Source organism: Rhodococcus cercidiphylli, assembly GCF_033042225.1.
GTDB lineage: Bacteria > Actinomycetota > Actinomycetes > Mycobacteriales > Mycobacteriaceae > Rhodococcoides.
Genome location: NZ_JAWLKE010000007.1, coordinates 216,006 through 242,074, shown reverse-complemented (window position 1 = coordinate 242,074; position 26,069 = coordinate 216,006). Strand labels below are relative to the sequence as shown.

26 protein-coding genes are annotated in these 26,069 nt (G+C 64.4%); 14 read left to right on the top strand and 12 right to left on the bottom strand.

Features of this window, described 5'->3' with window-relative positions; translation table 11 throughout:
- Positions 1-5 precede the first annotated feature (5 nt).
- The 3 genes from R3P95_RS19385 to R3P95_RS19375 are packed head-to-tail and all read right to left on the bottom strand — an operon-like array spanning position 6 to position 3,202.
- Positions 6-1,301 carry an alpha-amylase family glycosyl hydrolase gene (locus R3P95_RS19385; protein ID WP_317549203.1) on the bottom strand — a complete coding sequence of 432 codons (1,296 nt, stop codon included), beginning with the start codon at positions 1,299-1,301 and terminating at the stop codon, positions 6-8.
- On the bottom strand, positions 1,301-2,479 hold the full coding sequence (locus R3P95_RS19380; protein WP_317549202.1) for an alpha-hydroxy-acid oxidizing protein: 1,179 nt from the start codon (positions 2,477-2,479) through the stop codon (positions 1,301-1,303). The genes R3P95_RS19385 and R3P95_RS19380 overlap by 1 nt, the downstream gene beginning before the upstream one ends.
- Positions 2,480-2,488: 9 nt before the next feature.
- Positions 2,489-3,202 carry a type 1 glutamine amidotransferase gene (locus tag R3P95_RS19375; RefSeq protein ID WP_317549201.1) on the bottom strand — a complete coding sequence of 238 codons (714 nt, stop codon included), beginning with the start codon at positions 3,200-3,202 and terminating at the stop codon, positions 2,489-2,491.
- 48 nt (positions 3,203-3,250) lie between these two features.
- On the opposite strand from R3P95_RS19375, the gene R3P95_RS19370 reads away from it, so the two are divergent.
- The 3 genes from R3P95_RS19370 to R3P95_RS19360 all read left to right on the top strand — a co-directional run bounded on the left by R3P95_RS19370 (position 3,251) and on the right by R3P95_RS19360 (position 6,624).
- Positions 3,251-5,200: a DEAD/DEAH box helicase gene (locus R3P95_RS19370; protein ID WP_317549200.1), complete on the top strand. Its 1,950-nt coding sequence runs from the start codon at positions 3,251-3,253 to the stop codon at positions 5,198-5,200.
- A gap of 93 nt (positions 5,201-5,293) precedes the next feature.
- The gene (locus tag R3P95_RS19365; RefSeq protein ID WP_094611554.1) at positions 5,294-5,449 is read left to right on the top strand and encodes a DUF6131 family protein; all 156 of its coding nucleotides are present in this window, start codon (positions 5,294-5,296) and stop codon (positions 5,447-5,449) included.
- A 422-nt stretch (positions 5,450-5,871) separates the two neighbouring features.
- On the top strand, positions 5,872-6,624 hold the full coding sequence (locus R3P95_RS19360; RefSeq protein WP_068282717.1) for a GTP pyrophosphokinase: 753 nt from the start codon (positions 5,872-5,874) through the stop codon (positions 6,622-6,624).
- A 65-nt stretch (positions 6,625-6,689) separates the two neighbouring features.
- On the opposite strand, the gene R3P95_RS19355 is transcribed toward R3P95_RS19360, so the two are convergent.
- Entirely contained in the window at positions 6,690-8,273 is a 1,584-nt protein-coding gene (locus R3P95_RS19355) for an MFS transporter (RefSeq protein WP_094640520.1), read from the bottom strand.
- 119 nt (positions 8,274-8,392) lie between these two features.
- On the opposite strand from R3P95_RS19355, the gene R3P95_RS19350 reads away from it, so the two are divergent.
- The gene (locus R3P95_RS19350) at positions 8,393-8,959 is read left to right on the top strand and encodes a TetR family transcriptional regulator (RefSeq protein ID WP_149406825.1); all 567 of its coding nucleotides are present in this window, start codon (positions 8,393-8,395) and stop codon (positions 8,957-8,959) included.
- A gap of 180 nt (positions 8,960-9,139) precedes the next feature.
- Here the strand turns inward: R3P95_RS19350 and R3P95_RS19345 are convergent, their stop codons facing one another.
- From R3P95_RS19345 to R3P95_RS19325, 5 genes are all read right to left on the bottom strand, one after another.
- The gene (locus tag R3P95_RS19345) at positions 9,140-10,120 is read right to left on the bottom strand and encodes an NAD-dependent epimerase/dehydratase family protein (RefSeq protein ID WP_317549199.1); all 981 of its coding nucleotides are present in this window, start codon (positions 10,118-10,120) and stop codon (positions 9,140-9,142) included.
- Between the two features lie 81 nt (positions 10,121-10,201).
- Positions 10,202-11,521 carry an MFS transporter gene (locus R3P95_RS19340; protein WP_317549198.1) on the bottom strand — a complete coding sequence of 440 codons (1,320 nt, stop codon included), beginning with the start codon at positions 11,519-11,521 and terminating at the stop codon, positions 10,202-10,204.
- Positions 11,518-12,066 (bottom strand): 3-isopropylmalate dehydratase small subunit, encoded by a 549-nt coding sequence (locus tag R3P95_RS19335; protein WP_317549197.1) that lies wholly within the window; start codon positions 12,064-12,066, stop codon positions 11,518-11,520. The genes R3P95_RS19340 and R3P95_RS19335 overlap by 4 nt, the downstream gene beginning before the upstream one ends.
- Positions 12,063-13,328 (bottom strand): 3-isopropylmalate dehydratase large subunit, encoded by a 1,266-nt coding sequence (locus R3P95_RS19330; RefSeq protein WP_394855283.1) that lies wholly within the window; start codon positions 13,326-13,328, stop codon positions 12,063-12,065. The genes R3P95_RS19335 and R3P95_RS19330 overlap by 4 nt, the downstream gene beginning before the upstream one ends.
- Positions 13,329-13,333: 5 nt before the next feature.
- Positions 13,334-14,209, bottom strand: coding sequence for an isocitrate lyase/PEP mutase family protein (locus tag R3P95_RS19325; RefSeq protein WP_394855440.1), 876 nt, complete (start codon positions 14,207-14,209; stop codon positions 13,334-13,336).
- 109 nt (positions 14,210-14,318) lie between these two features.
- Here R3P95_RS19325 and R3P95_RS19320 point away from each other — a divergent pair, with 109 nt between their 5' ends.
- On the top strand, positions 14,319-15,125 hold the full coding sequence (locus tag R3P95_RS19320; RefSeq protein WP_317549196.1) for an IclR family transcriptional regulator: 807 nt from the start codon (positions 14,319-14,321) through the stop codon (positions 15,123-15,125).
- Between the two features lie 41 nt (positions 15,126-15,166).
- On the opposite strand, the gene R3P95_RS19315 is transcribed toward R3P95_RS19320, so the two are convergent.
- Entirely contained in the window at positions 15,167-16,000 is an 834-nt protein-coding gene (locus R3P95_RS19315; RefSeq protein WP_317549195.1) for a DUF72 domain-containing protein, read from the bottom strand.
- Positions 16,001-16,094: 94 nt separating this feature from the next.
- Here R3P95_RS19315 and R3P95_RS19310 point away from each other — a divergent pair, with 94 nt between their 5' ends.
- Positions 16,095-17,198: a S1C family serine protease gene (locus R3P95_RS19310; RefSeq protein ID WP_317549194.1), complete on the top strand. Its 1,104-nt coding sequence runs from the start codon at positions 16,095-16,097 to the stop codon at positions 17,196-17,198.
- A gap of 3 nt (positions 17,199-17,201) precedes the next feature.
- Here the strand turns inward: R3P95_RS19310 and R3P95_RS19305 are convergent, their stop codons facing one another.
- Positions 17,202-17,615, bottom strand: a complete 414-nt coding sequence (locus tag R3P95_RS19305) for a VOC family protein (RefSeq protein WP_283347206.1) — start codon at positions 17,613-17,615, stop codon at positions 17,202-17,204.
- Between the two features lie 59 nt (positions 17,616-17,674).
- On the opposite strand from R3P95_RS19305, the gene R3P95_RS19300 reads away from it, so the two are divergent.
- From R3P95_RS19300 to R3P95_RS19275, 6 genes are all read left to right on the top strand, one after another.
- Complete coding sequence (locus R3P95_RS19300; RefSeq protein WP_283347205.1) at positions 17,675-18,652, top strand: LLM class F420-dependent oxidoreductase; 978 nt, start codon at positions 17,675-17,677, stop codon at positions 18,650-18,652.
- Between the two features lie 67 nt (positions 18,653-18,719).
- On the top strand, positions 18,720-19,328 hold the full coding sequence (locus R3P95_RS19295; protein WP_068048507.1) for an AIM24 family protein: 609 nt from the start codon (positions 18,720-18,722) through the stop codon (positions 19,326-19,328).
- 1 nt (position 19,329) lies between these two features.
- Positions 19,330-20,007, top strand: coding sequence for an AIM24 family protein (locus tag R3P95_RS19290; protein ID WP_094669906.1), 678 nt, complete (start codon positions 19,330-19,332; stop codon positions 20,005-20,007).
- Entirely contained in the window at positions 19,977-20,756 is a 780-nt protein-coding gene (locus tag R3P95_RS19285) for an AIM24 family protein (protein WP_317549193.1), read from the top strand. The genes R3P95_RS19290 and R3P95_RS19285 overlap by 31 nt, the downstream gene beginning before the upstream one ends.
- Before the next feature lie 85 nt (positions 20,757-20,841).
- Positions 20,842-21,168 (top strand): hypothetical protein, encoded by a 327-nt coding sequence (locus R3P95_RS19280; protein WP_037194906.1) that lies wholly within the window; start codon positions 20,842-20,844, stop codon positions 21,166-21,168.
- 69 nt (positions 21,169-21,237) lie between these two features.
- Complete coding sequence (locus tag R3P95_RS19275; RefSeq protein WP_283347203.1) at positions 21,238-21,708, top strand: hypothetical protein; 471 nt, start codon at positions 21,238-21,240, stop codon at positions 21,706-21,708.
- A gap of 7 nt (positions 21,709-21,715) precedes the next feature.
- Here R3P95_RS19275 and R3P95_RS19270 read toward each other — a convergent pair whose 3' ends face one another.
- Positions 21,716-22,864, bottom strand: a complete 1,149-nt coding sequence (locus R3P95_RS19270) for a macrolide family glycosyltransferase (protein WP_317549192.1) — start codon at positions 22,862-22,864, stop codon at positions 21,716-21,718.
- 204 nt (positions 22,865-23,068) lie between these two features.
- Here R3P95_RS19270 and R3P95_RS19265 point away from each other — a divergent pair, with 204 nt between their 5' ends.
- Positions 23,069-23,656, top strand: a complete 588-nt coding sequence (locus R3P95_RS19265; RefSeq protein ID WP_068048498.1) for a GNAT family N-acetyltransferase — start codon at positions 23,069-23,071, stop codon at positions 23,654-23,656.
- A gap of 9 nt (positions 23,657-23,665) precedes the next feature.
- A complete protein-coding gene (locus R3P95_RS19260; RefSeq protein ID WP_317549191.1) occupies positions 23,666-26,035 on the top strand; it encodes a lysylphosphatidylglycerol synthase transmembrane domain-containing protein in 2,370 nt (789 codons plus the stop codon).
- The last annotated feature ends 34 nt before the right edge of the window (positions 26,036-26,069 follow it).

Here is a 26,069-nt window from a genome sequence, read left to right as displayed (position 1 = left end):
CGCGTTCAGCCGATCACGGCCCAGCCGTGCGGCGGGACGCTCACCCGCCCGTCGTGCAGATCCGCTTCGCCTGCGAGCACCTCGTCGCCTTGAACCGGGTAGTCGATGGCGTCGTCACCGAGGTTGAGCGCGACCGTCAGCGATTCGCCGTCGGCGTGCGCGCGATAGAGCAGTGCGGTGTTGGTGAGTTCGAGCGTCTCGGTGCGCGCGGAGTACAGCCACGGATTGCGACGCCGAAGTGCGATCAGCTCCTGATGCACTCGGTAGACCGGCCAACCGTACGGAGCGAGATTCTCGGACGTGTCGGGGTACTCCGGACGCACCTCGTCATCACCGCCGACTCGATCCTCCTTGATTCCGCGAAACGCCTGCTCGTCGCCGTAGTAGATCATCGGCATACCGCCCACGGTGAACAGAACCACCAAGGCGTGCAGCAGATGTCGCTCGTCCTCGATGACGCTGGCGATGCGGTTGACGTCGTGATTTCCGACGAACGTGGCGGGCACGAAGGCGTCGAGCCAGCCGTTGTGACGCTCGAGCGCATGGGAGAGCTCGAAGAAGTTGAGCTCGCTCAGACCGCTCCAGACGGCCTTCCACAGCTCGTACTGAGTGACCGAGTCCAGCGTGGAGGCCGAGACGATTCGGTCGTAGTCGCCGTGAATGACCTCGCCGAGAAAGTATGCGTCCGGGTGCTTTTCCCGAACCTTCGGCAACACCGCGGCCCAGAAACGCGGCGATACCGCATAGGCCGCGTCCAGCCTCCAGGCGTCGACGCCTCGCTCGAGCCAGTGCGACAGGACATCCACGACGTACTGCTGCACATCCGGGCTCTCGTGATCGAGTGCGACCAGTTCGTCGTGGCCCTCGAAGTTGCGATGCGTCGGCTTTTCACCGGACCAATCGAGGTGGAACCACCCCGCGGCCTCGGAGTCCGCACCCTCGGTCAGCGCTTCCTGAAACTTCGGAAAACTCTGCGCCACATGGTTGAAGACGCCGTCGAACATGATCTTCAGACCGCGGGAGTGCGCCGCGGCGATCAGGGAGTCGATATCTTCGTCGGTGCCGAGCCTGCCGTCGATGTGGAAATAGTCGACAGTGTCGTATCCGTGCTTCTCGGACTCGAAGATCGGACCGAGGGCGATGCCCGACGCACCGAGTTCGAGTGCGTAGTCGAGCCAGTTCTCGATTCTGTTCAGCCGGTGCAGATCCGCCTGAGATTCACCGTCCCAGCCGTGCACCGGCGCACCGGTGAAGCCGAGCGGGTACAGGTGCCACCAGATGGCGTGCTTCGTCCACTCCATCAGGACTCCATGATCGAGTCGCGGCCCAGTTCGCCTGCGCCGGTATGGCCGGACAGGCTGGTCACCAGGTCGAATTCGGCCAGCAGACAACGTAATACGTGCGCGACGCCCTCCTGACCACCGAGCGCCAGGCCGTAGAGGAACGGTCGGCCGAGCAGCACCCCATCGGCTCCCAGAGCAAGAGCCTTGGCCATGTCGGCTCCGGTGCGTACTCCGGAGTCGAACAGGACTGTCAATTCATCGCCCACCGCCTCTACGATGGACGGCAACGCGTCGAGTGACGCTCTGGCCCCGTCGATCTGCCGGCCGCCGTGGTTGGAGACGACGATGCCGTCGACCCCGTGCGCGGCCGCCTCTCGGGCGTCGCCCACGGTGCAGATTCCCTTGAGCACGATCGGCCCACTCCAGTGCTCCCGGAGGAACGCCAGATTCTTCCACGACAGACCGGGGTTGGGAAACATCTGCGCCCAATGCATAGCGGCGGCAACGGGATTCTCCTCGACCGGCTGCCCCAGGCCGGCCTGGAACGCCGGGTCGCTCAGGTAGTTCTCGATGCCGAGGTTGGCCAGGAACGGCAGGTAACCGCGGTCCAGATCGGCGGGCCGCCAGCCCAGCAGCGTCGTGTCGAGCGTCAGCACCAGCGCGCTGAATCCGGAATCCTTCGCACGCTGCAGGAAGCTCAGCAACACCGATTCGTCCGTCGGCCAGTAGAGCTGATACCAGCGCGGAGCGTCGCCACCTGCCTCGGCGATCTGCTCGAACGAGTGCGAGGCCTGGGTCGAATGTATGTACGGCACACCGAGTTCCGCGGCGGCGCGGACGGTGGCGAGCTCCCCCTCGGGGTGCGCGAGAGTCTGAATGCCCACGGGAGCGATCATGAGCGGGGCAGGCATGTCGGTGCCGAGCACGGTGCACGCGTGATCACGAGCCGCCGAGCTGCGCAGCATCCGGGGCGTGATGGCCCACTTGTCGAAGGCGGTGCGGTTCGCACGCGCCGTCGAGCCGCTGCCCGCACTGGCCACGATGTAGCCGAGGGCCTCCGGAGAGAGCGTCTCGGCAGCCTGCTCCTCCAGCCTCGCCAGATTGGTGGTAATCGACGGTGTCTGCTGCGCGAACATCCCGGCGGCGTAGATGCCGAGTTGGTGATCGCTGAAGTTGCTGGGCCTGGCCTCGGTCATCGTTCGACCCTACCGGGGCACCGCCGAGGATCGGGCGAGAAATGCGTCGAGCAGAGCCGAGCAACGCACCCGAGCTGCAGGTTCGGCGTCCGCGATCGCTCGTCTGATCTCGCGGGTGTCCACCGCATGTTCGACGCCGTCGCGGTCCCACGCCGCAGCCCACGCGTCGTAGGTGTCGAGGTCGATCTCGGGGTGGAACTGCAACCCGAGGTGCGGCCCGAGCACGAAGGCCTGTTGCGCGGACTCGTTGCGGGCGATCACCGTGGCCTGCGGGGGAGCGGTGAACGTATCGCCGTGGAACTCCATCCACGGTCCGGGGGCGATGAGCTCGGGCTCGGACGTCTCGACGTCGACGAATCCGTACTCGGGATGCTCGGACTTGCGAACGGTGCCGCCGAGTACCCGAGCGAGCAACTGTCCGCCGAAGCAGACACCCAGGATCGGGACCCCTGTGTCGATCGCCTCCCGGACGTACGCGATCTCCGGCGCGAGCCAGGCCAGCGTGTCGTCGTACGCGGCGTCGGGCGAGCCCATGACGACCAGCAGCTGTGCGCCGGACAGTGGTGGCGGCGCGAGGTCTGGGCTGTGGTCGAAGGAGTGCACGTCCAACTGGAAACCCCTGGTGCGTAACTCGGCGTCGAGAGTGCCGATGTCGCGTCGCGCGAGAGCCGGGTCCTGATCGTGGACGAGCACTACAGCGCGCGGGTCGTTCGGGTATGTCACAGGGCTCCTTTACGGTGTTCGTGCACACCGTACGACAGACTGGATCCGATGCCACCTCGTAGACGCACAGCCCGATCCACCACTGCCCGCACCGTCAAGGCCGGGCAGAGCAGCGCTGCGCGAAAGTTCGCGGCCGCGAAGAACGGCGAGCCTGCAACGACGAAAGCTGCCCCGAAGAAGGCCGCACCACGCAAGAGAGCGGCTCCGCGCAAGACCTCGTCCCGCAAGGCTGCAGCACCGGATCTCCGGGTTCCCGATCCCGGGGAGCGGGTCTGGGTGTTGGACGTGCCGTTCGAGGACAGGTCGGCGGCGGGTGCGGCCGGGGCGCGCTGGTACCCGGGTCCGCGGGTCTTCGCGTACTACGGCACCGCGTTGCCGGAGTATCTGCAGCCGTACGAGTCGATGCCGTACAGCCTGCAGCGGTGGCTCGAGGACGACGCCAACGAAACATGGCGTGACGAGGTGGTTCGGGACCGTGCGATGCAGCCTCGCGACACGCAGCTCGAATCGGTACGACGGCATCTCGCTGCCCTCGAGGCCGGGTTCCCGTACTTCGCGCAGATGGATTCGACGGGTCTGGGCAAGACGCTCGCGGTATGCGAGGCCGTTCGGCAGATGTCGGCGGCCGAGATCGGGACCGTACTGGTGGTTGCGCCCAAGGGCGCGTTGCCGGGATGGCGTCGAACCATTGCCGACAGCGAGGCCGATATCGAGCCGTCCGATCGCAAACGCTGGCTGTTGATCACGTATCAGTCGACGAAGAAGCTGCTGTCGGTGCCGCCGGAGACCGATCTGGGCAAACGTAAACGGACACAGAACAAGCGGACCATCTCGCTCGGTGAACTGCGGTTCGACATCGACGTGGTGATCGCCGACGAATCGCATGCGTTGATGAACATCGAATCCCAGCAGTCGCAGATCCTCTGGCGGTATCAGGAGGCGGCGCGCTCGGTGGTGTGGATGTCTGCCACTCCCGGCTATCAGCCGCTGCACTTCGCCTACATGGCGAGGGCCGTCGAGCGCAGCCGCGGGGTCGAGATCCTCGGCGACGACGAGTATCTCGGCTATGCGGTGACGATGAAGTGGGCCGAGTTCCTCATCGAATCGGGGTTCGCCGTCAAGGCAGGCAAGGCGACGACGGGATTGACGACGTGGCGGTGGGAGCCCGAGGACGCGGCCCGACGCGCCCGCGATATCGCGTCCGTACATGGGTGGCTGTCGGGAGGTGCTGTGCCGTGGTCGATTTCGCGCCCCTCGCCGCCGACCCCACGCGAGCCGCTCGGCCAGGAACTCACCGCCGCGCAGAAGCGGCTGTACAACTCGGCGTGGGTGGACTACCGCAAGGAAGTCGGGCTACCGATCTGGAAGGCCGTCGGCGGCAAGCGCGTGCTGCAGAAGAACCCGAGCACTCGTGCCGCGACCCTGCGATTCCGCCAGAAGTGTTCGTACCTACGCATTCCCGCGTCGGCCGATCAGGTGCGCACCTGGGTCAAGGCCGGCAATCAGGTGTTCGTCTCGATGTTCTACCGCGAGTCGGTGGCGGCGTTGGCGCAGACGCTTCGGGACGAGGGCCTCGAGGTCGCGGTCGTCGACGGGAGTATGAGCAGCCCGGATCAGGAGGCGTCGATCAGACGCTTTCAAACCGGCGACGCGTCGGTCATCGTCTCGACAACCACCAGTGCGATCAACCTGCACACCAACGAATTACTGCTCCCGGAGGGCACGGTTTCCACCCTCGCACCACGCGTGACGCTGATTCACGATCCCCGGTGGACGCCCATCGACATTCGGCAGATCGAGGGCCGGGCCAACCGAATAGACAAGGACCACAACCACACGACGTCGACCTGCTACTACGGCTACGCCGAGGGCACGGTCGAAGAAGAGATGGTGCTGACCGGTATCGAACGTATCGCTGACCTGGGATCGATCGTCGGGCAGGCGGATCTCATCGACCCGGAGGCGTTTCTCGCCGCGAAAGTGGACGCCGGAAAATAGCGACAATTGTGAGCAATCGTCCACGCGCCCGAGTAGGTTCGGTCCCATCGGCAATTCGTCGGTAGCGGGCTCACAGTGGCACCAGGAGTAGTCATGATCGTTCTCGGAATCATCCTCGCCCTCATCGGCTATTTCGCCGGCATCTCGATCTTGACGACCATCGGCATCATTCTTGTCGTCGTCGGCGCGGTTCTGACGTTGCTCGGTTCGATGGGGCGCGCAGTCGGTGGCCGCAAGACGTGGTTTTGACCTACGAGTTAGAACACACGTTCGATTTCTGTTAGTCTGAGCGGGCCCCCGAAGTTGGCGATGCGGCCAGCGGAGCCACTTCGGGCGGTCCATATCGGACGGTAGACAGTGTCGAAGGCGGTTGCGCGCGATGGCATCCGACGAGCGCGACACCGACCCGGTTGCCGGATCGCTCTATCGCGTCGGCGATCGGTGGGCAGAACGAGCGCCTTCTCGCTGCACCAACGGCCATCCACTCGTCGCCGGTTCGGTATTGGTGGGTTCACGGGCCTGTTCGTGCGACCGCGGACATCACCGCACCCATCAGTGCGAACGCTGTGGCGTCGTGCTGTTCACGCCGGAGCTACGCAACTCGTGCAGTGACGCCAGCTTCGATTCCCGCGCTGCGCGAACACAGTCGCCCGTCGTGGACAATCGACGGTATGAACAACAGTGAGCCCGTCGTCGATCTGGGTCAACTGAGACAAGATTTCACGCGATTCATGATGAGCTACAAGTTCGGGATCGACGAGCTGATCACGAAGATCAACATCTTGAAGCAGGAATTCACCCACATTCACCGGTACAGCCCCATCGAGCACGTCTCGTCGAGGTTGAAGACTCCGGAGAGCATTTTCGAGAAGGCGCAGCGGAAGAAGTGCGCCCTGACTCTCGATGCGATTCGCGAGAACATCTTCGACGTCGCCGGAGTGCGCATCACCTGCAGCTTCATCTCCGACACCTACCGCATCGCCGACATGCTCAGCAGTCAGAGCGACGTGCGCGTCGTCGAGATCAAGGACTACATCGCGAACCCGAAAGCCAACGGCTACAAGAGCTTGCATCTGATCGTCGAGATTCCGGTGTTCATGTCCGATCGCGTCCAGCCGGTCCTCGTCGAACTGCAGATCAGAACCATCGCGATGGATTTCTGGGCGAGCCTCGAGCACAAGATCTTCTACAAGTATCGCGGGCAGATTCCGGAGACTCTGTTGGCGGAGCTGACCGAGGCGGCCGAGAGCGCCAACAAGCTCGACGAGAAGATGGAAAGCCTGCACGACGAGGTGGTCGAGCTGGGCGGCGAGGCGGAGAACTCCATCGCTCTCGGCGCGCTGCCGCCCATGGCTCTGCCTCCCGAGTTGCTGCACATGCTGCTCACGGCGCAGGCCGAGGCGATCGACCCCGATCGGGCTTGACGGTCACCACAACGAAAAACCCCGCTGCTCGACGGGCGAGCAGCGGGGTTCTGTTCTCGTATGCGCTAGCCGATGTGGACCGGAGTGTCCCCGACTGGCAGGTCGTCCTTCTTGGCACGGACCAGTACCAGCACGACCGGGCACACCAACGCGACCAGGATCGCGGCGGTTCCGAAGGCCCACGCGTAGCCCGACACCTCGGCTGCGAAAGCGTGATCGATGGTGGCGAGCACGAAGTTGCGGATCGGTTCCGGTAGCGCGGCCAGCATCTCGTCGCTGGGGATTTCCTGGCCGGCAAGAGCCTCCGCAGGAACTCCTGCGGGCGGCGTCGGTGCCGGGTTCTCGGCGAGGAACGTCGTCTTCGACGAGGTGTACACCGTGGTGAACACCGCTGCGCCGAGTGCGCCGCCGACCTGAAGCGTCGCGTTGATCAGCGCGGATGCGGCACCCGCATCGTGATCGGGGACGCCGATGAGAGCGACGTTCTGCATCGGCACCATCAGCAGGCCGAGACCGAGCCCGAGTAGTACGACTCCGGGGAGCACGTGCGTCCAGTACGAGGTGTCGACGCCGATCTGCGTGAGCAGCAGCAGGCCGATCGCCGAGACGACGGGCCCGACGGCCATCATCGGCTTGGGCCCGATCTTCGGTACGAGTGCCGAGGCGATCGCGGCGGTGATCAGGATTCCGCCGGTCATCGGCAGCGACGCGACACCGGCGATGACCGGGCTCATCTGGAGCACGATCTGGAAGTAGAAGGTCAGATACAACGTGCCACCGAGCAGTGCTGCACCGATGACGGCCGACCCGATGTATGCGGCACCGCGGTCGCGGTCGAGCAGAACGCTCAGGGGGAGCAGCGGGTTGGCGGACTTGGATTCGACCACGACGAACGCGGCGAGCAGCGCGAGGCCGAGAGCGATGAAGGAGATGGTGGGTACCGTCGCCCAGCCGTCCTCGGCTTCGGTGAAGCCGTAGACCAGCGAGGCCAGTCCGAGCGCGACGAGGATCGCTCCGGGCAGGTCGTAGCGGGTGTCGCCGTGTGCCTTGCTCTCCTTGACCAGCGGGACTGCGGCGGCGATCGCAATGATGGCGACGGGGATGTTGACGAGCAGGCACCAGCGCCAGTTCGCGTACTCGGTGAGCACTCCACCGAGGAGCAGTCCGACGGCTGCGCCGCCACCGGCGATCGCGCCGAACACGCCGAATGCCTTGGCGCGCTCCTTGGTGTCGGTGAAGGTGACCGTCAGGATCGCCAGCGCTGCGGGTGCGAGCAGTGCAGCGAAGACGCCCTGACCTGCGCGTGCGATGAACAGCTGCCAGCCCTCTTGGGCGAGTCCGCCGACGGCGGAGGCAACGGCGAAGCCGGCCATGCCGACGATGAACGAGCGCTTGCGGCCCCAGTAGTCCGCGATTCGACCACCGAGCAGCAGCAGCGCGCCGAACGCCAGCGCGTATGCGGTGATCACCCAGGTGCGGCTGGTGTCGCTGATGCCGAGGTCGATCTGCGCCTGCGGCAGGGCGATGTTGACGATGGTGCCGTCCAACACGATCGTGAGCTGCGTGATGGCGACGATGCAGAGCACCAACCAGCGGCGTTCGTAATTCGGATTCTCGGCCAGCGCCCCGTGTTCGGAGACCTGCGACATGTTTCTACCCCACTCGTACTCGTTGATTCTCTGGGCACGAAAAATGTCCCGACCGAAAAGGTAAGCGACGATGGACCGACTGTCAAACGAACTAGTTGGTTGGCGGTAGGGTGGCCGCCATGAAGCCTGACGCAAGCGCCACCCGCGCCCGCATCGTCGTCGCTGCCCGCGCAGAATTCTCCGAGCACGGCCTGGCCGGGGCACGGGTCGATCGCATCGCGGTCTCGGCCAAGGCGAGCAAGGAACGCCTGTACGCATACTTCGGAGACAAGGAAGCACTGTTCCGGGCCGTCGTGGAAGACGGATTCGCGCGCTTCCTGGAGTCGGTTCCCTTCACCGTCGACGATCTCGGGGGATACGCCGCGCGCGAATATCTGCACCTCGCCGCGAATCCCCAGGAGCACCGACTGCTGCTGTGGACGCAACTTCAAGGCGGCACAGCGGTCGCCGGTGCCGACGACATCCATGCGGTGATCGCCGAGCGACGAAACGCCATGGCGGCCGCGCAGCAGAACGGACTGATCTCCGACGCCTTCACCGTCGACGACCTGTTCACCATGATCTTCGGCATCACCTCGGCCTGGATGACCGCGCCCGGCAGTGATTGCGGACCCGTCGACGACGCCGAACACCAGCGTCGGGCGTCGAAAATCGAAGCAGCGGTCCGACGACTCTGCACTCCGTAGCAATGTCTATCGACATCTAGCTTCGAGTGAAGAGTTACGAATAGTTGGGTAGCGGGCCGATTTTCCCGCAAACGCGCGCGCGTTCGCCATACGCGCGCGAATTCGACACCGATCCGTTGACGATTCCGAACGCGTCTGACAATTCCGCGCGCATCTGTTCCCTACGCGTACCTCGCCAACTCACATGAGCCCGCAGGCCGCCAGAATCGCCGCTTCACGGTCTGCCGAGAGCCCGACTGGTCGTCGATCACTCCTCATCGGCGATCGACCTTTCAGCGATTGCAGCCACGTCCACGTGTCCGCGACGGTCTCCTGAATCGGTCGCGTCCGAAGCCCCGCGGCGAATGCCTTCGATACGTCGGATGCATGCAGCGAATCATGATCCGCGCCCGGCGGAATCCAGATCGGGAGCTCCGTCCACGGCTGCACACCTGCAGTGCGGAGCACGTCCGGCTCCACCCAGCACAAGCGTGCGTCGGACCGGGTGGCGTCGATGCAGCACTGCAGAAGCTCGCCGATCGTGGCGTGACCCGGCCGACTCACCACGTCGAATGCCCCGCCGAGACCCCGGGCGGCAGCGTCCAGACTCCAAGCGACCAGATCACGGGCATCGATGTACTGCAGTGCCAGATCGACCGGACCGGGCGCAAGCACATCCCCGGCGTGCTCGATTCTGTTCAGCCACCAGGGAAGTCGACCGATATTTTCGTAGGGTCCCAGGATCAGACCGGCGCGAACCAGCAACGCATCAGTACCGAAGCCGGCGACTACGGCCTGCTCGCCGCCGAGCTTGCATCGCGCATAGTCCTCGCCAGGTCCCTGCACCGTCGGCCAGGTCTCGGTAGCTCCCGCTTGCGGGGCGTCGTACACCGAACGGCTGGAGACATACATGTAGCTACCGACTCGACCGGCGAGCAGCGCCGCCGACTGTGCCACCACGTCCGGTTCCCACGACCAGGTGTCGAAGACTATGTCCCAGTTACCTTCTCGGATCTCATTCAGTCCGTCGGGCGAGCGTCTGTCTCCCCGAAGTTGTGTGACACGAGGATCCGACGCGGTTGTGCCGCGATTGAGTACCGTGACGTCCCACTGCAGATCGAGAGCATGTTCGACGGCAGTTCGCCCCACGAAGTCGCTGCCACCGAGGACCAATAGCTTCATGAATCCAGTGTGCCGGTGAGCAGTCCGTCCGTTCTGCCGAACGCCCGGTTCGGATCTCTGCTGACAGCAGAGCGGCTCGGGCTACACAGGAAGCTTGCTGTGTCCCGTCTCCTTGATGGTCAGTACCGTCGCTACACCGATGACGCACACGCCCATGACCCAGTACGCCGGTGACATGGCATTGCCGGTCGATTCGACCAATTGTGCCGCCACGTAGGGTGCCGTTCCACCTGCCGCGATCGTTCCGATGTTGAAGCCCAACGACACTCCGGTGTAGCGAACTGCCCGAGGAAAGAGTTCGGTGAACAGCGGGAAAGCCGGGACCTGCACCAAGCCGTTGAGCACCATGTAGACGAAGTAGACGACGCCGACGACGAGAATGCTCGACGTGGCACCGAGAATCATGAACACCGGCAGCGCAATGATCACGTAGGCCACATAGCCGAACAGCAGCACCGGTTTGCGGCCGAATCTGTCGGTGAGCATCCCACTCAGCGGAAATGTGGCGCAGGCCAATGCAATTGCCACAGCCGACGTCCAGTACACCGAGTCTTTCGAGAAGCCGAGGTCGTTGATCAGATACACGCTGAAGTAGGTCAGTCCGATGTACCCGGATCCGTTCATGGCGATCGCGATGCCGACGACGCGTAGCACCGACCACGGTTGCTTCTTCACCACGTCGCTCAACGGGCTCTTGGCGACCTCGTTCTTGGCTGCCATTTCCTCGAACTCGGGGCTGTCTTCGAGCTTGAGCCGCACACGGAGGCATACGAAGGCCAGGGGCAGAGCCAGCAGGAACGGGATGCGCCATCCCCACGACGACATTTGTTCGTCGGTCGTGATCAGAGCCACGAGCCCGACGACGGCTGCGGCGACGGCGAAGCCGAGAGTCGATCCCACCGGCGTGAAGGACCCGAAGAATCCTCGACGGTTCGGCGGTGCCGACTCGGCGATGTAGGTTGCGGCACCGCCGATCTCACCACCTGCCGAGAATCCCTGGGCGAGCCTGATGATGACCAGCAGAACGGGGGCCAGCACCCCGACACTCGAGTGCGTCGGCAGCAGTCCGAGAATGCCGCAGGCAACACCCATGCACACCACGGTGATGACGAGGGCGTGCCGACGACCCTTGCGGTCTCCGAGCCGACCGAAGAAGATTCCGCCGAGCGGACGGGCGACATAGGCGACGCCGAACACGGCCAGGGTCGCGAGAATCGACACGCCTGGGCTGGTGGATGGAAAGAACAGCGGTGCGATGATGACGGCGAGGAAGCCGTAGACCGCGAAGTCGTAGTACTCGATGAGCGTACCGACACCTCCGGCCAGCGCAGCTCGACGCGCGGTCGTGGTGTCCGCCTTGGGCGGTGCAACTCCTGCGCGGGAGTGTTCGGTGTTCGTCATCGCGCTGATCCTTCTGTGAGTGGTTGCTTGCTTCGGTGTTCGGAGAGAAGGAGTTCGTACGAACCGCCCGCTTCGATGACGGCGACGGTTCGGGCATTCGGTGGATGGCCGGTGATCGTGGTGCCGTCCTGCTTCGACACCTCGGCCCGACGCCAGTCGAGTCTGACATCGTCGCCAACGGCCACCGCGTCGGATATCCCGGGAACGGTGATCAGGGGCATACCGTTGAAGGTCTCTCCACGCCAGAATCCAGGCGAGAACGATTCCGCCACAACGGCGCTGATGCCCAGGTTGCGCAGCGCGACCATCGGCGGATAGTGCGGATGTCCGTAGCCGAAGTTCCGCCCACCGACGATGATGTCTCCGGGTCGAACTCGATCCACGAATTCCGGGTCGTACGCCGCCATGCAGACCGACCTCAAATGATCGGGGTCGTAGGACTTGATGTTCGCAACGCCCACGACCAGGTCGATATCGAAGTCGTCACCGAATATCCACGCGACCGCACCGTTGATGACGTCGGGCGGAGGCGGGTAGGCGCTCACGACCCCACCTGCGCGATCGTCCCGGCGAGGGCGCTGGCCGCGACGGTGAAGGGCGAACCCATGTAGATGTTGGCGTCGGAGCTACCCATTCGCCCGGAGATGTTGAGCACCCCGGTGGAGATACAGTTCTCGCCGGCCGCGAGGGGCTTCTGGTATCCGAAGCAGAAGTCGCAGCTCGACACCGCGATGTGTGCACCAGCTGACCGCAGGATGTCCAGCAGCCCTTCGCTTTCGGCTTGATCATGCACCTTCTGGGAGGTCGGTACCACGTTCAACTCGACGCCGGGGGCGACGGTCCGCCCGTCGAGCACCAGTGCAGCAGCGCGCAGGTCCTCGATGCGGCCGCTGGCACAGGATCCGATGAACGCCTTCGTGATCGGGATTCCGGCCAGATCGGCAGCGGTGTGGGTGTTGGCTGCGCGAGCCGAACCGGGTTGCACCACCTGCGGAACGATGGTCGACAGGTCGATGGTGTGGTGCGCCGCGTAAGTGGCACCCTCGTCGGGGAGCACGGGGGTGAACGCCTGCCGGGCGACGTCGTGGGCGTAGGCGAGAGACAGTTCGTCGGGTTCGAAGATCGCCGAGACCGCACCGGTGAACATCGCCATTCCGCAGAGACCCTGGCGGTGGTCGATCTTCATCGACCGCGCTCCGGGACCACCGAACTCCATCACCTGATGGGCACATCCGTCGGCACCGACCAGGTCGATGATCGTGTGAACGAGATCGCGACTGTCGACGCCGGCACCGAACTCACCCACGAGGTCGAACCGTGTGGTGGCCGGGATGTCGACGTACAGCTGTCCCGTCACCCAGGCCTCGATCAGATCCCGACGGATGCCCCAACCCAGTGCACCGAAGGCACCGATTCCGCTGATGTGCCCGTCGAAGTGGACGAGAAAGTCTCCTGGCGTCGCGAGTCCGAGTTCGGCAGTGAGCTGGTGGCCGATGCCTCGGCCCTCGTGCAGCTCGATGCCGTAGAACTCGCACCAGTCTCGCGTGACCTGATGCACCTCTTGCTCTTTGGCGTTCTTCTTGGTGAGCATGTGGTCGATGAAGACGACGTAGCGAGATGGGTCGTCGAGTTCGGTGATGCCGAAGTCCTCGCGCATCTGCCGGAACATCACGTCGGTGTAGCCGGGGAAATCGTAGGCAATCATGCGAGCGGGCCGGACGGCGTGATTCTCTCCAGCGTGCACCACATCGGCATCACAGGTTCGGCCGAGGATCTTCTCGACCATCGTCAGTGCGTCGGAGCTCATACCGATCACACCTTCGCGTCGGCAGGAAGGTACTTGCGTTGTGCTGCTTCCACTTCCGGGAAGCCGATGAGATCGACGAACTCGTGGTGCTGCAACGCGTCGGCGCTCACGTCGGCCGGCGCTTCACCTCCGGCCAATCGGCGCAGAGCCTCACGAGCTGCTCCGGTGGCGGCCATCAGCACCTGGGTGGGCAGCAGGGCGAGTCGAACGCCGATCTGCCCGAGAACCTCGGGGGTGAACTCACGCTCGGTCCAGGTCGACGCGGTCAAAGTCGCCATCAGCGGAACGCCTACCGCGTCATGACAGCGAGCCCACTCGTCGGCGGTCTCGAAGGTCTTGGTGACGGGCATGATCATGTCGGCACCGGCGTCGACGTATGCGGTAGCGCGTCGGATCGCGTCGTCGCCACGAGCATCGGTGCGGGCGATCATCAGGACGTGCTCCGGCAGCGAATCCCGGACGGCTCGAACCTTGCCCGACGCTTCCTCGATGCTGATGAGGTCCACCGGCTCGCCGACGCAGATCGGGCACTTCTTGGGTGAGAGCTGGTCTTCCATGAAGACACCCTGCACGCCCGCGGCCGCGAATCGGCCCGCGGTCCGCGCCGCGTTGACGGCGTTGCCGTAGCCGGTGTCGATGTCCGCGACGAGCGGGAGGGAGGACGCTTCGCCGATCGTGCGCACCGCCTGGAGGTTCTCGGTCATCGTGTAGAGCTCCGCGTCGGGCAGCCCGAGGGCCGCCGACACGGCGAAGCCGGATGCGCACAAGGCCGAGAACCCGGCCTGTTCGGCCAGCTTCGCCGTCAGTCCGTCCCATACGCCCGGGGCATACACCAGGCCCTGTTCGGTCAGATCTCTGAGTGTCGCGGTCATGAGCACCATCCATTTCGTATTGCGGAATGCATTCCGAAACTAGAATGGTGGCGATCACAAGTCAAGGGGGGTTCGTAGGATGGCGGCAGCACTTCCCAGTCCGATCGAAGGAGCACACGTGGCATCGCCCACCGAGTCCGACGACCACGCCGGCCGCGACATCGTGGGCGCGGTGGTCAAGGCCTGCACGCTGCTCGATCATTTCGATACGACGCACCCCGTGTGGACGCTCAACGAGCTGACGACGGCAAGTCGAATGAACAAGACGACAGTGCACAGACTGATGACCACACTGATCCACGCCGGCTGGGTGGACCGGACGGCTGAGGGCTCGTATCGAATCGGCATGCCCGTGTTCGAGATCGGGTCGTCGGCACTGACCCAACTCGACATCCGCGGTGCGGCACAACCGTACCTGTCGGAGATTGCCGAAAAGTTCGGCGACACTGCGTATCTCATGGTTCCCGCAGACGAGGGAGCCGTTTGCATCGATCGCCATGAAGGGAGCAATCCCCTTGTGGTCGCGGGTATTTCCATCGGTTCGGTTCTCCCGTATCACGCCACCGCAGGCCCGATGGCCATGCTGGCATTCTCTGCTCGGATTCGCGACCGCTGGCTCACCCAGGATCTACCGGCCTTCACGGATCGAACACCGACGGCCCCGGACGAGTTGCTGACACGCCTCGAACAGATCCGATCGAAGGGGTACGCATTGAGCAATTCGGACTACCTCACCGGCGTCGCGGCCGTCGGCGCACCGATACTCGGACGGGACGCCGCGGTCGTTGCGTCGATCAGCGTAGGCGGCCGAGCGGAGACATTCGAGGGCGATGCCCTCAGCGCAAAGGTCGCGACGATTCTGGCCGCCGCGAAGAGTTTGTCTCGGGTTGCAGAAGCTCTACCTGCGCCAGGAGGAGAACATTGAACTATCCGCATATCTATGATCTGCGCTAGAGAGCCGAATACTCATCTACCGATTTGTTCGATCAGTTTCATTGCGTCGAAGGGTGCGTAGCCCTTGATGTCGTTGTCGAAGTACACGTGGACGTCTCGGCCAGTTGCCGTCCAGTCCGCGATCTTCGCAGCCCATCCGTCGAGCGCCTCATCTGAGTAGCCGCTGGCGTACAGCTCCTCGTCGCCGTGCAGGCGGACGTACATGAAATCGGCTGTAGGGGTGTCGACGTACGGGTACTTACCGGCGGTGTCGGCAACGACGAACGCAATATCGTTCTCTCGCAGCAACTCCACTGCGGCGTCAGAGGCGAAACTCTGATGCCGCGCTTCCACACAGTGCCGAAGCGGCCGCGACGAAGAAGCGGGCAACAACACTCGATCCTCTGCCAGCTTGTCGTCCCTCATGCCCGCCAACGAGACTGCGGCAGAGACCGTTCGGGGCAACATGGCGAAGAAATCCGACATCTTCTGCGCGTCGAATTCGAGATTCGGCGGCAACTGCCACAGGAACGGTCCGAGCTTGTCGCCCAGCGTCAGCACCCCGGTGGCGAAGAAGTTCGCGAGTGCCGCCTCGACTCCGACGAGCCGCTTGATGTGGGTGACGTACCGACCACCCTTGATGGAGAACACGAAGCCGTCCGGCGTCTCGTCGTGCCACTTGGTGAAGCTCGACGGCTTCTGCATCGCATAGAACGTGCCGTTGATCTCGATCGATGTCAGATGTTCCGACGCGTACCCGAGTTCCTTGCGATGCGCCAAGCCCGCCGGATAGAAATCTCCTCGCCAGGGCGCATACGTCCAGCCGGAGATGCCGATCAGAACTCGGGGTCGATGCGACGCGGGCATGAGCAGACTGTAGCCGGGCGCACAGGGAGGTACCGCTGGCTGTGATTGCCAACTAGCTGGCACCACCATCGCCACCGGACCATAATCGGTCTCTATGCGGTCGGGTGGACGAGCGGTGGTGTTGACGCTGGTCGCTGCCGGCGTGTGGCTCTTCGCGACGCCGTCGCTCGATCCCGGAACCGCGGACTTCGTCGCAACTCCGGCACCGGCCGTCGCACCCGTCGTCGAACCGCCACCCCTGACGCTCGAAGAGCTCACAGCTCGCGTCGATCCCACCGTCGTCACCTTGTCTGCGTCCGCAGGATTCTCCGGGGTCGCGGGCACGGGCTTCGTCGTCGCCCCCGACGGAATCGTGCTCACCAACTTCCACGTCGTCGAGAACGCCACCGACATCAGCGCAGTGCACATGGGCAACGGACTCATCTACGACGCCACCGTGTTGGGTTACGACAAATCTCGTGACGTGGCTGTCGTGCAGTTGATCACCGCGGCCGACCTGCCGGTGGTCGAGCTTGCCCCGGACCCACTTCCCGAGGTGGGTGATGCGGTGACCGCCGTCGGGAATGCCTCGGGTGCAGGGGTCTTGGTTCCGGCACCGGGAGCGGTGACCGCCCTCGATCAGCAGGTGCGTACGCGCAGTTCGGTGGACGGTTCGGGAAATACGTTGGAGCGAATGATTCGCGTCGATGCCGATGTGCGAGCGGGGGATTCGGGCGGGCCCCTCTTCGATGCCTGGGGCCGGGTGGTGGGTGTGAACACCGCGGGATTGTCCGACGAGGCGCGCAACGGCACCGAGTTCTCACCGCCACAGGCGCCCGAGGCGTATGCCGTCCCCATCTCCGAGGCGGTCGCGGTGCTCGATCAGGTGATCGCCGGGCAGTCGGGCGGCACAGTGCATGTGGGCCCCACACCGTATTTCGGGGTCTCGGTGCGCGATGTGTCGGTCTTCGAGAACAAGCCGGCGATCGGGGCGGCAGTCGTATCGGTGACGTTCGATTCCCCGGCGGAGGTGCTGGGATTGTCCGCGGGGGACGTGATCGTGACGTTCGACGGCACCGAGATCGAATCCTCGTCGGACCTGTCGGAGGCGCTGCTCGGACGTCGTCCCGGCGAGCCCGCCGTCGTCGAATGGGTCGATGACGCAGGCGTAACCAGCTCCGGCACAATCACACTCGCCGCGGGAATGCCGACAGCCTGAGGGTCAGTCCTGCAGCACCGACAACACATTGCCCGCCGGGTCGGTGAACCAGGCGATCAGCGGTCCGCCATGGCGAAAGATTCCCTTCTCGTCGGTACGCATGGCAGGAGTGGAGCCTGCGGAACGACCCTGTATGTCCGGATACTGCTCGAACACAACTCCTTTGGCGATCAAGGCGTCGACAGCGCTCTCGATATCGGCCACCGGAAAGTTCAGGATGGTGTACTGCGCGGGTACGTGCCCTGGACGAGGATAGATCAGCACGATCGTCCCGGTCCCCAGGTGCAGCTCGAGCATGCCCATCTCGTTCTCGGTGACCGTCAGTCCGAGCGTCTCGGCATAGAACGTGCGCGCCGCCTGCAGGTCGTTTACGGCGAATCCGGAGAACGGCTGCCTGGTCAGCTCCAAGGATGTCATCGTCGAATTATCGCGCTCCGGCACATGCCACGGGCCGATATCCGAGTAGCGTGGATCTCGTGACTATTCGCCTCGGTTACCAGATGCCCAATTTCAGCTACGACGGTTCGGTCGCAGAGCTCTTTCCCCAGGTCATCGCGCAGGCGCGCGAGGCCGAAGCGGCCGGGTTCGACACCGCATTCGTGATGGATCACTTCTACCAACTTCCCGGGATCGGCAAGCCCGACGAGCCCATGCTCGAGGCCTACTCTGCGCTGTCCGCGCTCGCGACGGCCACCGACACCATCCAGCTCTCCGCGCTGGTCACCGGCAACACCTACCGCAACCCGGCGATCCTCGCCAAGACCGTCACCACGTTGGACGTCGTCAGCGGCGGTCGCGCGATCCTCGGGATCGGAGCCGGCTGGTACGAACTCGAGCACCAGAGCTTCGGACTCGAGTTCGGCACGTTCACCGACCGTTTCGAGCGACTCGACGAGGCACTGCAGATCATCGAACCGATGCTCCGCGGCCAGCGTCCCACGTTCGACGGCCTCTGGTACCAGGTCGAAAACGCGATGAACGAGCCCCGCATCCGCGACGACCTGCCGATCATGCTCGGCGGCGGTGGCGAGAAGAAGACGTTCGGCTTGGCCGCACAGTTCGCCGATCACCTCAACATCATCTGCGACGCAAACGAATTGCCGCGCAAGATGGCTGCCGTCCAGGCCCGCTGCGAGGAGGTCGACCGCGACCCCAAGGACCTCGAGACGAGTTTCCTCGCGTTCGTCATCATCGACGAGAACGGCGACAAGGCCAAGGAACTGCAGCGTGAGTTCGTGCTCAAGCAGGGCCTCGACCTGACGAACCTGTCCGAGGAGGACGCCGCGAAGGCCACCGATCGGCACTTCTGCGGAACCCCCGACGACGTCGCCGAGCAGGTACAGAAGCGGGTCCTCGATCAGGGCATCGACGGCATCATCATCAACCTGATCACCAACGGTCACCAGCCGGGAGCCGTCGAACTGGCAGGCAAAGCTCTGAAGCCGCTCGTCTAGAAATTTGCTCCAGCAGTAGCCGCGGGGGCGCGTGCGGTGGCATAGTTCCCCCGTGGCTCAGCTGAGGATGAACGGGCACCGCGTCTTGGTCGCCGACCTGACCGGCGACTCCCTGCGCGCGATGTCGGGCTCGATGGTGGCGTACGAGGGCGATGTCGCCTTCAAGAGCGCCGGTATGGGTGGCGGCGGCGGTTTTCGCGCCGCACTCAAACAGAAGGTGACGGGCGAATCGCTATCGCTGATGGACGTGTCCGGCAAGGGCACCGTCTACTTCGCCGTCGACGCTCAGGACATCACTCTCGTCGAGGTCCAGGGCGACAACCTGCACGTAGAGTCGTCCCAATTGCTGGCTCTCACAGGGCAACTGAAGACCGACATCAAATTCTCCGGCTTGCGCGGTGCCAGTTCCGGCCAGGGACTGTTCACCACCGTCGTCAGCGGGTCCGGCACCGTGGCATTGCTGTCCAAAGGTGGGCCGATCATCGCCCTCGCCGTCGATCCGCAGTACCCACTCGTCGTCGATCCCGACGCGTTCGTCGCCCATCGCGGCCAACTGAACCAGAGCTTCGTCACCGACGTCACGTGGCGCTCCGCCATCGGCGGCGGCAGCGGCGAGGCGTTCTCCCTCCGCTTCGACGGCCAGGGCGTCGTCTACATCCAACCCGAGGAGCGCTGACGTGCCACTCGAACTGGTCAACAGCAAAGTAGTGAAATCCGTTCTGGCACCCAATCAGAACGTGCTCGCGCGTCGAGGATCGATGCTCTACTACACCGGCGACGTTCGGTTCGTTCCGCACTCGATGGGCGGCGGCGCGGGTGCCATGCCGGGCATGGGCGGCGTCGCCGGGATGGCCGGACGGATGATGGCAGGCGAGCACGTGGCGATGATGGCCGCCGAGGGGCAGGGCGAAGTCTTCTACGGCCATGCCGGGTTGTACATCGAGGTGATCCATCTCGACGGTTCGTCGATGCTCACCGTCGAAGCCGATCGACTGCTGGTGCACGACGGCTACCTCCAGAGTTCCATCGTCGCTCTGACCTCGCAGGGCGGAGTACGCGGAGCGGTCCGCGGCGCGATGACCGGGCAGGGCTTGTTCACGACACAACTGACCGGCCAGGGCAGCGTCGCGGTTCTCTCGCACGGGGGCGCGACTCCGCTGCAGATCGGACCGGATCACCCCCAGGTGGTCGTCGATCCGCAGGCGTACGTCTGCCACATCGGCAACATCAACGTCGACATCTCCGCGAACGTCGGATGGCGCGACGCCGTCGGCAAGGGCAGCGGCGAGGCGATCCAATTGAAGATGACCGGCATGGGCACCGTATGGGTGCAGGCGTCCGAGCAGAAGTTCTAGGGAGCACTGTCGTGGAAATACACACCCCGTACACCCTCCCGGTCAACGACAACGTTCCCGGCAACGAATACGCGTTCTGCGTCGAACTCGCAGGCCAGCCGTGGTTCACGTCGAAGGGCGCAATGATCGCGTACTACGGCAACGTTCGCTTCGAGCCGCTCGGGCAGACGTCCATGCCCGCCATCGTCGCGGCTCGGTTCTCGTCTCCGCTGTACTCGAACGACTGGGTACTCGCGCAGGGTCAGGGCAAGCTGATCCTCGGCGATCGCGGTTTCAACATCAACAGCTACGACCTCGATGACGGCAACCTCACCATCCGGGCGGCGAACCTCCTTGCGTTCGAGCCGACTCTGGATCTCAAACAGTCCATGGTCCAGGGATTCCTGACCCTGCTGGGCACCGGCAAGTTCCTGGCCTCGTCCAACGGCCCCGTCATGTTCGCCGAGCCGCCCCTCCGTATCGACCCGGAAGCCCTTGTCGGATGGGCGGATTGCCCCTCGCCGTCGCATCACTTCGACGCCGACTGGATGCAGAACTTCCTCGGTGCGGCCCGCGGATTCCTCGGGGCGAACAGCGGCGAGGAGCGTCAGTTCGACTTCACCGGGGCCGGCACTGTGCTGATCCAGTCCAGCGAGAAGGTGCTCGACGATTCACACCTGCTGCGGTACGTCGAGTCGCAGACGGTCTCGCTCGGCCAGAACTCGCTGCGGGCGCTGCACAACACCATCGGGGCTCGGCTACAGCAGTAGCCGCCTTGCAGCACCTCGACGGTGAACACGGCGGCTGTTCGGCGAGAACGCGCATACTGGAGTTTCACCTTCAGGAGGTACAGCCATGGCCAACCAAGGACCGTTCGGATTCGGATCCGACGACTTCGACAAGTTCGCCCGTGAGGCAACCGAGGGACTACGAGAGGTGGTCGGATCGCTGTTCGCCTCCAACGCCGGGGCTCCCAAAGCTCCGCCGGAACCCGAAACCACAGGTCAGAAGGGGGACGGAGTCTGGGCGATCTACAGCGTCGACGACGCCGGATCACCTCAGATCGACCAGCTCTACGCCACCGAACTCGATGCCCTGCGTGCGCACAAGGACAACACCGACCCGCGCCGACGCGTCCGCTTCCTGCCCTACGGCGTGAGCGTCAGCGTTCTGGAGGACTGAATCGGGTGCACTGGACCGCGCTCAGCGCGGCTGGCTGCACCGGATTCGCTGTAGATGGAGTCGATTCTCATGACCGCACACACAGAGTCCGTCTCGATCCCGCTGGGACAACCCGTGTTCGTGCACGCGCTCAGGTACACGGCGTTGTTCGATCGGAAGCCGTTCGCCGAGGCCCTACTGATCTACACCGACAACGGCGCGTACAAGATCGTGTCGCCGGGCGAGGATCACTACGGCAGCTACGTCTCGTACACCGACGTCGCCGAGGGCCCGCAGCATGTGATCTTCCTGTCGTGGCCGTCGGAGGATTGGGACCGGAACGTCGCGTCTCACACCCTGACGTTCAATCCCGATTCTGCGGCGTTCACACAGGTGCTCGTCCTGCCCGGCAATCCTGTGCCACGCTCCCAATACGGTTACGCGCTGCCGATTCCCGATCCGCACAGCGTGGACATGACGGCATCCTGGGATCGGGTTCGCGAGACCTACGCCGAGACGTTCACGCAGCTGGAGATCCTGGCCGCAGCTCGACAGGCGTGACGTCGAGCTAGTTCCGGAACGCCTCTACCGCATCGGCCGCCTGTTCGACGCCACCGTGTGCCCGCACCTGGGCACTCATCGCCGCTGCGCGCGGTGCCAATTGGCGAGCTTGGGCAACTGCGTCGGCCAGGCTCGAAGCCGAGACCTTCTCGAATTCCAGGTGCACGCCGACGCCGAGTTCGGCGAGCATCGCCGCATTGCCGAATTGATCGACGGCCTGGGGGATGGCCACGGTCGGGACACCGAACCACAGCGCTTCGGTACAACCACCCATCCCGGCATGAGTGACGAAGACCGTGGCGGCATCGAGCACCGCGAGCTGCGGAACATGCTCGTGCAGTTCCACATTGGCAGGCAGCTGACCCAGCGCAGCCGGGTCGACGCGTCGGCCGATCGAGATCACCAGATGCCAGTCGGTGTTCGCGAAGGTCTCGATGCACAGTCGGTAGAACTCTGGTCGCTCGTTGTAGCCCGTACCGAATGAGATGTACAGGATCGGCGCGTCGGGCGCCGTCCAGCTGCGGTCCTGCAGGCGTACCGGATCGAGGCACGGCCCGACGAACCGCACCGAATCCGGTACCCGATCCGCGTTGGGCTGCATCACTTTCGGGATGAGCGACAGACATTGCTGCGGGTAGGTGATCCACTCCCAGGGATCGGCGTCGATGTCGTTCTCTCGCAACCACGCCGTGTACGAAGCGTGGTACTGCAGGCCACCAGCGGATTCACGCATCGGCGTCAGTACATCGGAAAGATCCTCGGCGTATCCATCCCACGCCACGTACGTCGGCGAGAGCTGTACTGCCGTCACCCCGTAGCGCACCCCGAGGACGGGTGCCGTCATGCCGCCGATGTCGTACAGAAACAGATCCGGCTGATCGTCGTCGTAGAACGCGTTGAGCACCGGATACGACGCGATCGCCTCGTCGAGGAAGACCTGCATCGCCGCGGCCGGATCATCCGGCCACGACGCCTCTCCGTCGGGAAGTATCGAGGTGAACGGCACCACCTCGACGCCCGCGGGTTCGACCACGTGTCGCAGAGAATCACCGACGGCATAGGTGACGCGGTGTCCTCGCCGGACCAGCTCGGCAATCACGGCCAGGGATGGATAGATGTGGCTGGGAGCCGTAGTGCCGATCATGGCGATGTGCATGATCCCCACCGTAGGGCGCATCGCGCACCGCGAGCCAGCGAATTTCGTCGGCGATCAGATCCAGCAGTAACGGTAGCGAGACCGTGATGGTCGCCTGCTGTGATCCCGCCTTCACCGAGGTGGTTGCCCTAGTACTCATGGCCGTCACCGCAGCGCTGATCGTCATGCTTTCCCGGACGGGCAGATCCGACGTATCGTCGGCGAATGTCCTTTCTGCAACCGGTGACCCTCACCGACGATCTCGTGACCCTCGAGCCGCTGAGCCACGATCACCTCGAAGGTCTGTGCGATGCCGCCCGCGACGGGGAGCTGTGGAATCTCTGGTACACCAGCGTTCCGAAGCCCGAGGACATGGCGGCCGAGATCGACCGTCGACTCGGATTGCTCGACGCAGGCACGATGCTTCCGTTCACGCTGCGCCGCAACGACACCGGGCAGATCATCGGAGCGACGACGTTCTGCAACGCAGACGCCACCAACCGTCGCGTCGAAATCGGATACACGTGGAATGCCCGCTCCGCGCACGGAACCGGCACCAATCCGGCGAGCAAACTGCTGCTGCTGACGCATGCATTCGAGGAACTGGGATGCATCGCCGTCGAATTCCGTACCCATTGGATGAACCTGCAGTCGCGGACGGCGATCGCGAAACTGGGTGCGAAGCAGGACGGGATTCTGCGCAATCATCAACGCATGTCCGACGGTTCGTTGCGCGATACCGTCGTGTTCTCGATCATCGAATCCGAATGGCCCACCGTCCGCAACGAACTCCGCAGGCGTACCGCACGGTAGGTTGACCCCATGCGTGTGGATGGGCGGGACGTTCCCGTAGCGGGGAACCTGCTTCAGCCGCTGGTGCGCAGAACCAGCGACATCATTCGGGTCGTATCGGCCGCGGCGCTACTGGGTGTGGTGATCGCCGGTTCGCTGATCACCAGAAATCAGTGGGACGCACTCGAGCAATCGGTGTCGAACATCGTCGGCGTGCTCAGCCCCGACCAATCCAATGCCGTCTACATCGTCTACGGCGTCGCCATTCTCGCGCTCCCGTTCGGCGTGCTGATCGGACTGATCGCGGGCCGCAAATGGAAACTCCTCGCCGGGTACGCGGCCGCGGCACTGCTCGCCGCGCTGGCGTTGTCGATCACCGGAACCGGGATCTCCACTCCCACCTGGGACCTCGACGTTCCGGAGCGACTCGACACGTTCCTCGCGCAATTCCTCGACGATTCTCGCTGGATCGCGATGCTGGCTGCGGCTCTGACGGTCTCCGGCCCCGGCCTGTCCGCGAAGTGGCGTCGAGCATGGTGGACGCTGTTGCTCGCCTTCGTACCGATGCACCTTGTCGTCTCCACCGTGGTTCCGGCTCGCTCGATGCTGGGACTTGCGGTCGGCTGGCTCGTCGGAGCCGTCATCGTGTTGCTCGTCGGCACTCCCGCGCTCGAGGTTCCGCTCGACGCGGCGGTTCGCCTGTTCCACAGCCGCGGTGTCACCGTTCGCAGCTTCACCGTCGTCCGCCCGGCCGGCCCCGGCCCGTTGGTGTTGAACGCACACACTCCCGACGCCGATGTGGTGGTCGAGTTGTACGGGCAGAATCAGCGCAGCGGCGGTGCCCTACGCCAGTCCTGGCGGTGGATCACACTGCGTGGCAGCGAAACTGCGCCGCTGCACGCGTCGATGCGCCGGGCCGTCGAGCATCGTGCCCTGATGGGCCTTGCCATCAAGGGGTTGGGTGCGGCGGGAAGTCACCCACTGGCGGTGGCCGCGCTCGACAGAGGATGGACCCTGTACGCGCACAGCCTTCCCATCGGTGATCCGATCGAGGCGGAGCACGACGACGCCACCCTTGGCGCTCTGTGGTCGGCCCTGCACACTCTGCACGAGAACCAGATCTCCCACGGCGACCTGCACCGAAACGAACTCCGGATCAACGACGGCAAGGCCCTCTTCTGCGGTTTCGGTCATGCCGAACTGGGTGCCTCGGATTCCCAGATGCAATCCGACGTCGCGCAGTTGTTGCTCACCACCGCAGACCTGTTCGGCTCCCAGCGCGCCGTCGCCACCGCCATCGACGTACTCGGCTTCGAGACCGTGGTTGCGGCCTCGGGTCGCTTGACCAAGTCCGCCATCCCGCCGCGTATTCGCCAATCGGTGCGCGACGCCGACAAGACGATGAAGGCAGTCCGGCTCGAGGTTCTCGAGCAGACCGGTGCCGCCAAGATCGAGGCCGAACAGGTCACCCGATTCAGCCGCAACCAGATCATCTCGCTCGTGCTGTTGATCGGATTGGTCTACGTCGCATACCCGTTCATCAGTGCGGTGCCCGCGTTCGTCACCGAACTCGGTTCGGCGAACTGGTGGTGGGCTCTGCTCGGTCTGGCGGTGTCCGCGCTGACGTACGTCGGTGCCGGAGCCGCGTTGTGGGCGTGCGCGCTGGGCAAGGTCAGCTTCTGGAATCTGACGGTGATGCAGGTCGCCAACACCTTCGCGGCGACGACGACACCCGCCGGCGTCGGCGGACTGGCCCTGAGCGTGCGCTTCCTGCAGAAGGGTGGGTTGGGAACGGTTCGCGCGACGGCGGCTGTGGCGCTGCAACAATCGGTCCAGGTGATCACGCACGTGAGCCTGCTGATCTTCTTCAGCGTCGTCGCAGGCACCTCGTCCGGTCTGTCGAACATGGTGCCGGGCAACACCGTGCTGTATCTCATCGCAGGTGCCGCTTTCGGCGTCGTCGGGACGTTCATGTTCGTACCCAAGCTACGACGCTGGCTGCGGGTCGCCGTTCGTCCGCAGATCAAGGAAGTCCTCGGCGAACTGGGCGAACTCGCCCGCGACCCCAAACGGTTCTCGATCATCATCCTCGGCTGCGCGGCCACGACGTTGGGTGCCGCGCTCGCACTGTGGGCGAGCATCGAGGCCTTCGGCGGCGGCACCACGTTCGTCACCGTGACGGTGGTGACGATGATCGGCGGAACTCTGGCCTCGGCCGCGCCGACGCCGGGCGGTGTGGGTGCCGTGGAGGCCGCACTCATCGGTGGTCTGGCCGCCTTCGGAGTGCCCGCCTCCATCGCCGTGCCGTCGGTCTTGCTCTATCGCGTCCTGACCTGCTGGTTGCCGGTGTTTCTCGGGTGGCCGACACTACGGTGGCTCACCAAGCGAGACATGGTCTGACGCACTGCAGACGGCGTGTATGCCCGATTCCGGC

What these genes read in the sequence shown, in the direction of transcription:
- R3P95_RS19385 (WP_317549203.1), bottom strand. Translation starts at nt 1,301, where the DNA reads ATGGAGTGGACGAAGCACGCCATCTGGTGGCACCTGTACCCGCTCGGC.
- R3P95_RS19380 (WP_317549202.1), bottom strand. Translation starts at nt 2,479, where the DNA reads ATGACCGAGGCCAGGCCCAGCAACTTCAGCGATCACCAACTCGGCATC.
- R3P95_RS19370 (WP_317549200.1), top strand. Translation starts at nt 3,251, where the DNA reads ATGCCACCTCGTAGACGCACAGCCCGATCCACCACTGCCCGCACCGTC.
- R3P95_RS19365 (WP_094611554.1), top strand. Translation starts at nt 5,294, where the DNA reads ATGATCGTTCTCGGAATCATCCTCGCCCTCATCGGCTATTTCGCCGGC.
- R3P95_RS19360 (WP_068282717.1), top strand. Translation starts at nt 5,872, where the DNA reads ATGAACAACAGTGAGCCCGTCGTCGATCTGGGTCAACTGAGACAAGAT.
- R3P95_RS19355 (WP_094640520.1), bottom strand. Translation starts at nt 8,273, where the DNA reads ATGTCGCAGGTCTCCGAACACGGGGCGCTGGCCGAGAATCCGAATTAC.
- R3P95_RS19350 (WP_149406825.1), top strand. Translation starts at nt 8,393, where the DNA reads ATGAAGCCTGACGCAAGCGCCACCCGCGCCCGCATCGTCGTCGCTGCC.
- R3P95_RS19345 (WP_317549199.1), bottom strand. Translation starts at nt 10,120, where the DNA reads ATGAAGCTATTGGTCCTCGGTGGCAGCGACTTCGTGGGGCGAACTGCC.
- R3P95_RS19340 (WP_317549198.1), bottom strand. Translation starts at nt 11,521, where the DNA reads ATGACGAACACCGAACACTCCCGCGCAGGAGTTGCACCGCCCAAGGCG.
- R3P95_RS19330 (WP_394855283.1), bottom strand. Translation starts at nt 13,328, where the DNA reads ATGAGCTCCGACGCACTGACGATGGTCGAGAAGATCCTCGGCCGAACC.
- R3P95_RS19325 (WP_394855440.1), bottom strand. Translation starts at nt 14,209, where the DNA reads ATGGTGCTCATGACCGCGACACTCAGAGATCTGACCGAACAGGGCCTG.
- R3P95_RS19315 (WP_317549195.1), bottom strand. Translation starts at nt 16,000, where the DNA reads ATGCCCGCGTCGCATCGACCCCGAGTTCTGATCGGCATCTCCGGCTGG.
- R3P95_RS19310 (WP_317549194.1), top strand. Translation starts at nt 16,095, where the DNA reads ATGCGGTCGGGTGGACGAGCGGTGGTGTTGACGCTGGTCGCTGCCGGC.
- R3P95_RS19305 (WP_283347206.1), bottom strand. Translation starts at nt 17,615, where the DNA reads ATGACATCCTTGGAGCTGACCAGGCAGCCGTTCTCCGGATTCGCCGTA.
- R3P95_RS19295 (WP_068048507.1), top strand. Translation starts at nt 18,720, where the DNA reads ATGAACGGGCACCGCGTCTTGGTCGCCGACCTGACCGGCGACTCCCTG.
- R3P95_RS19285 (WP_317549193.1), top strand. Translation starts at nt 19,977, where the DNA reads ATGGGTGCAGGCGTCCGAGCAGAAGTTCTAGGGAGCACTGTCGTGGAA.
- R3P95_RS19280 (WP_037194906.1), top strand. Translation starts at nt 20,842, where the DNA reads ATGGCCAACCAAGGACCGTTCGGATTCGGATCCGACGACTTCGACAAG.
- R3P95_RS19275 (WP_283347203.1), top strand. Translation starts at nt 21,238, where the DNA reads ATGACCGCACACACAGAGTCCGTCTCGATCCCGCTGGGACAACCCGTG.
- R3P95_RS19270 (WP_317549192.1), bottom strand. Translation starts at nt 22,864, where the DNA reads ATGCACATCGCCATGATCGGCACTACGGCTCCCAGCCACATCTATCCA.
- R3P95_RS19265 (WP_068048498.1), top strand. Translation starts at nt 23,069, where the DNA reads ATGTCCTTTCTGCAACCGGTGACCCTCACCGACGATCTCGTGACCCTC.
- R3P95_RS19260 (WP_317549191.1), top strand. Translation starts at nt 23,666, where the DNA reads ATGCGTGTGGATGGGCGGGACGTTCCCGTAGCGGGGAACCTGCTTCAG.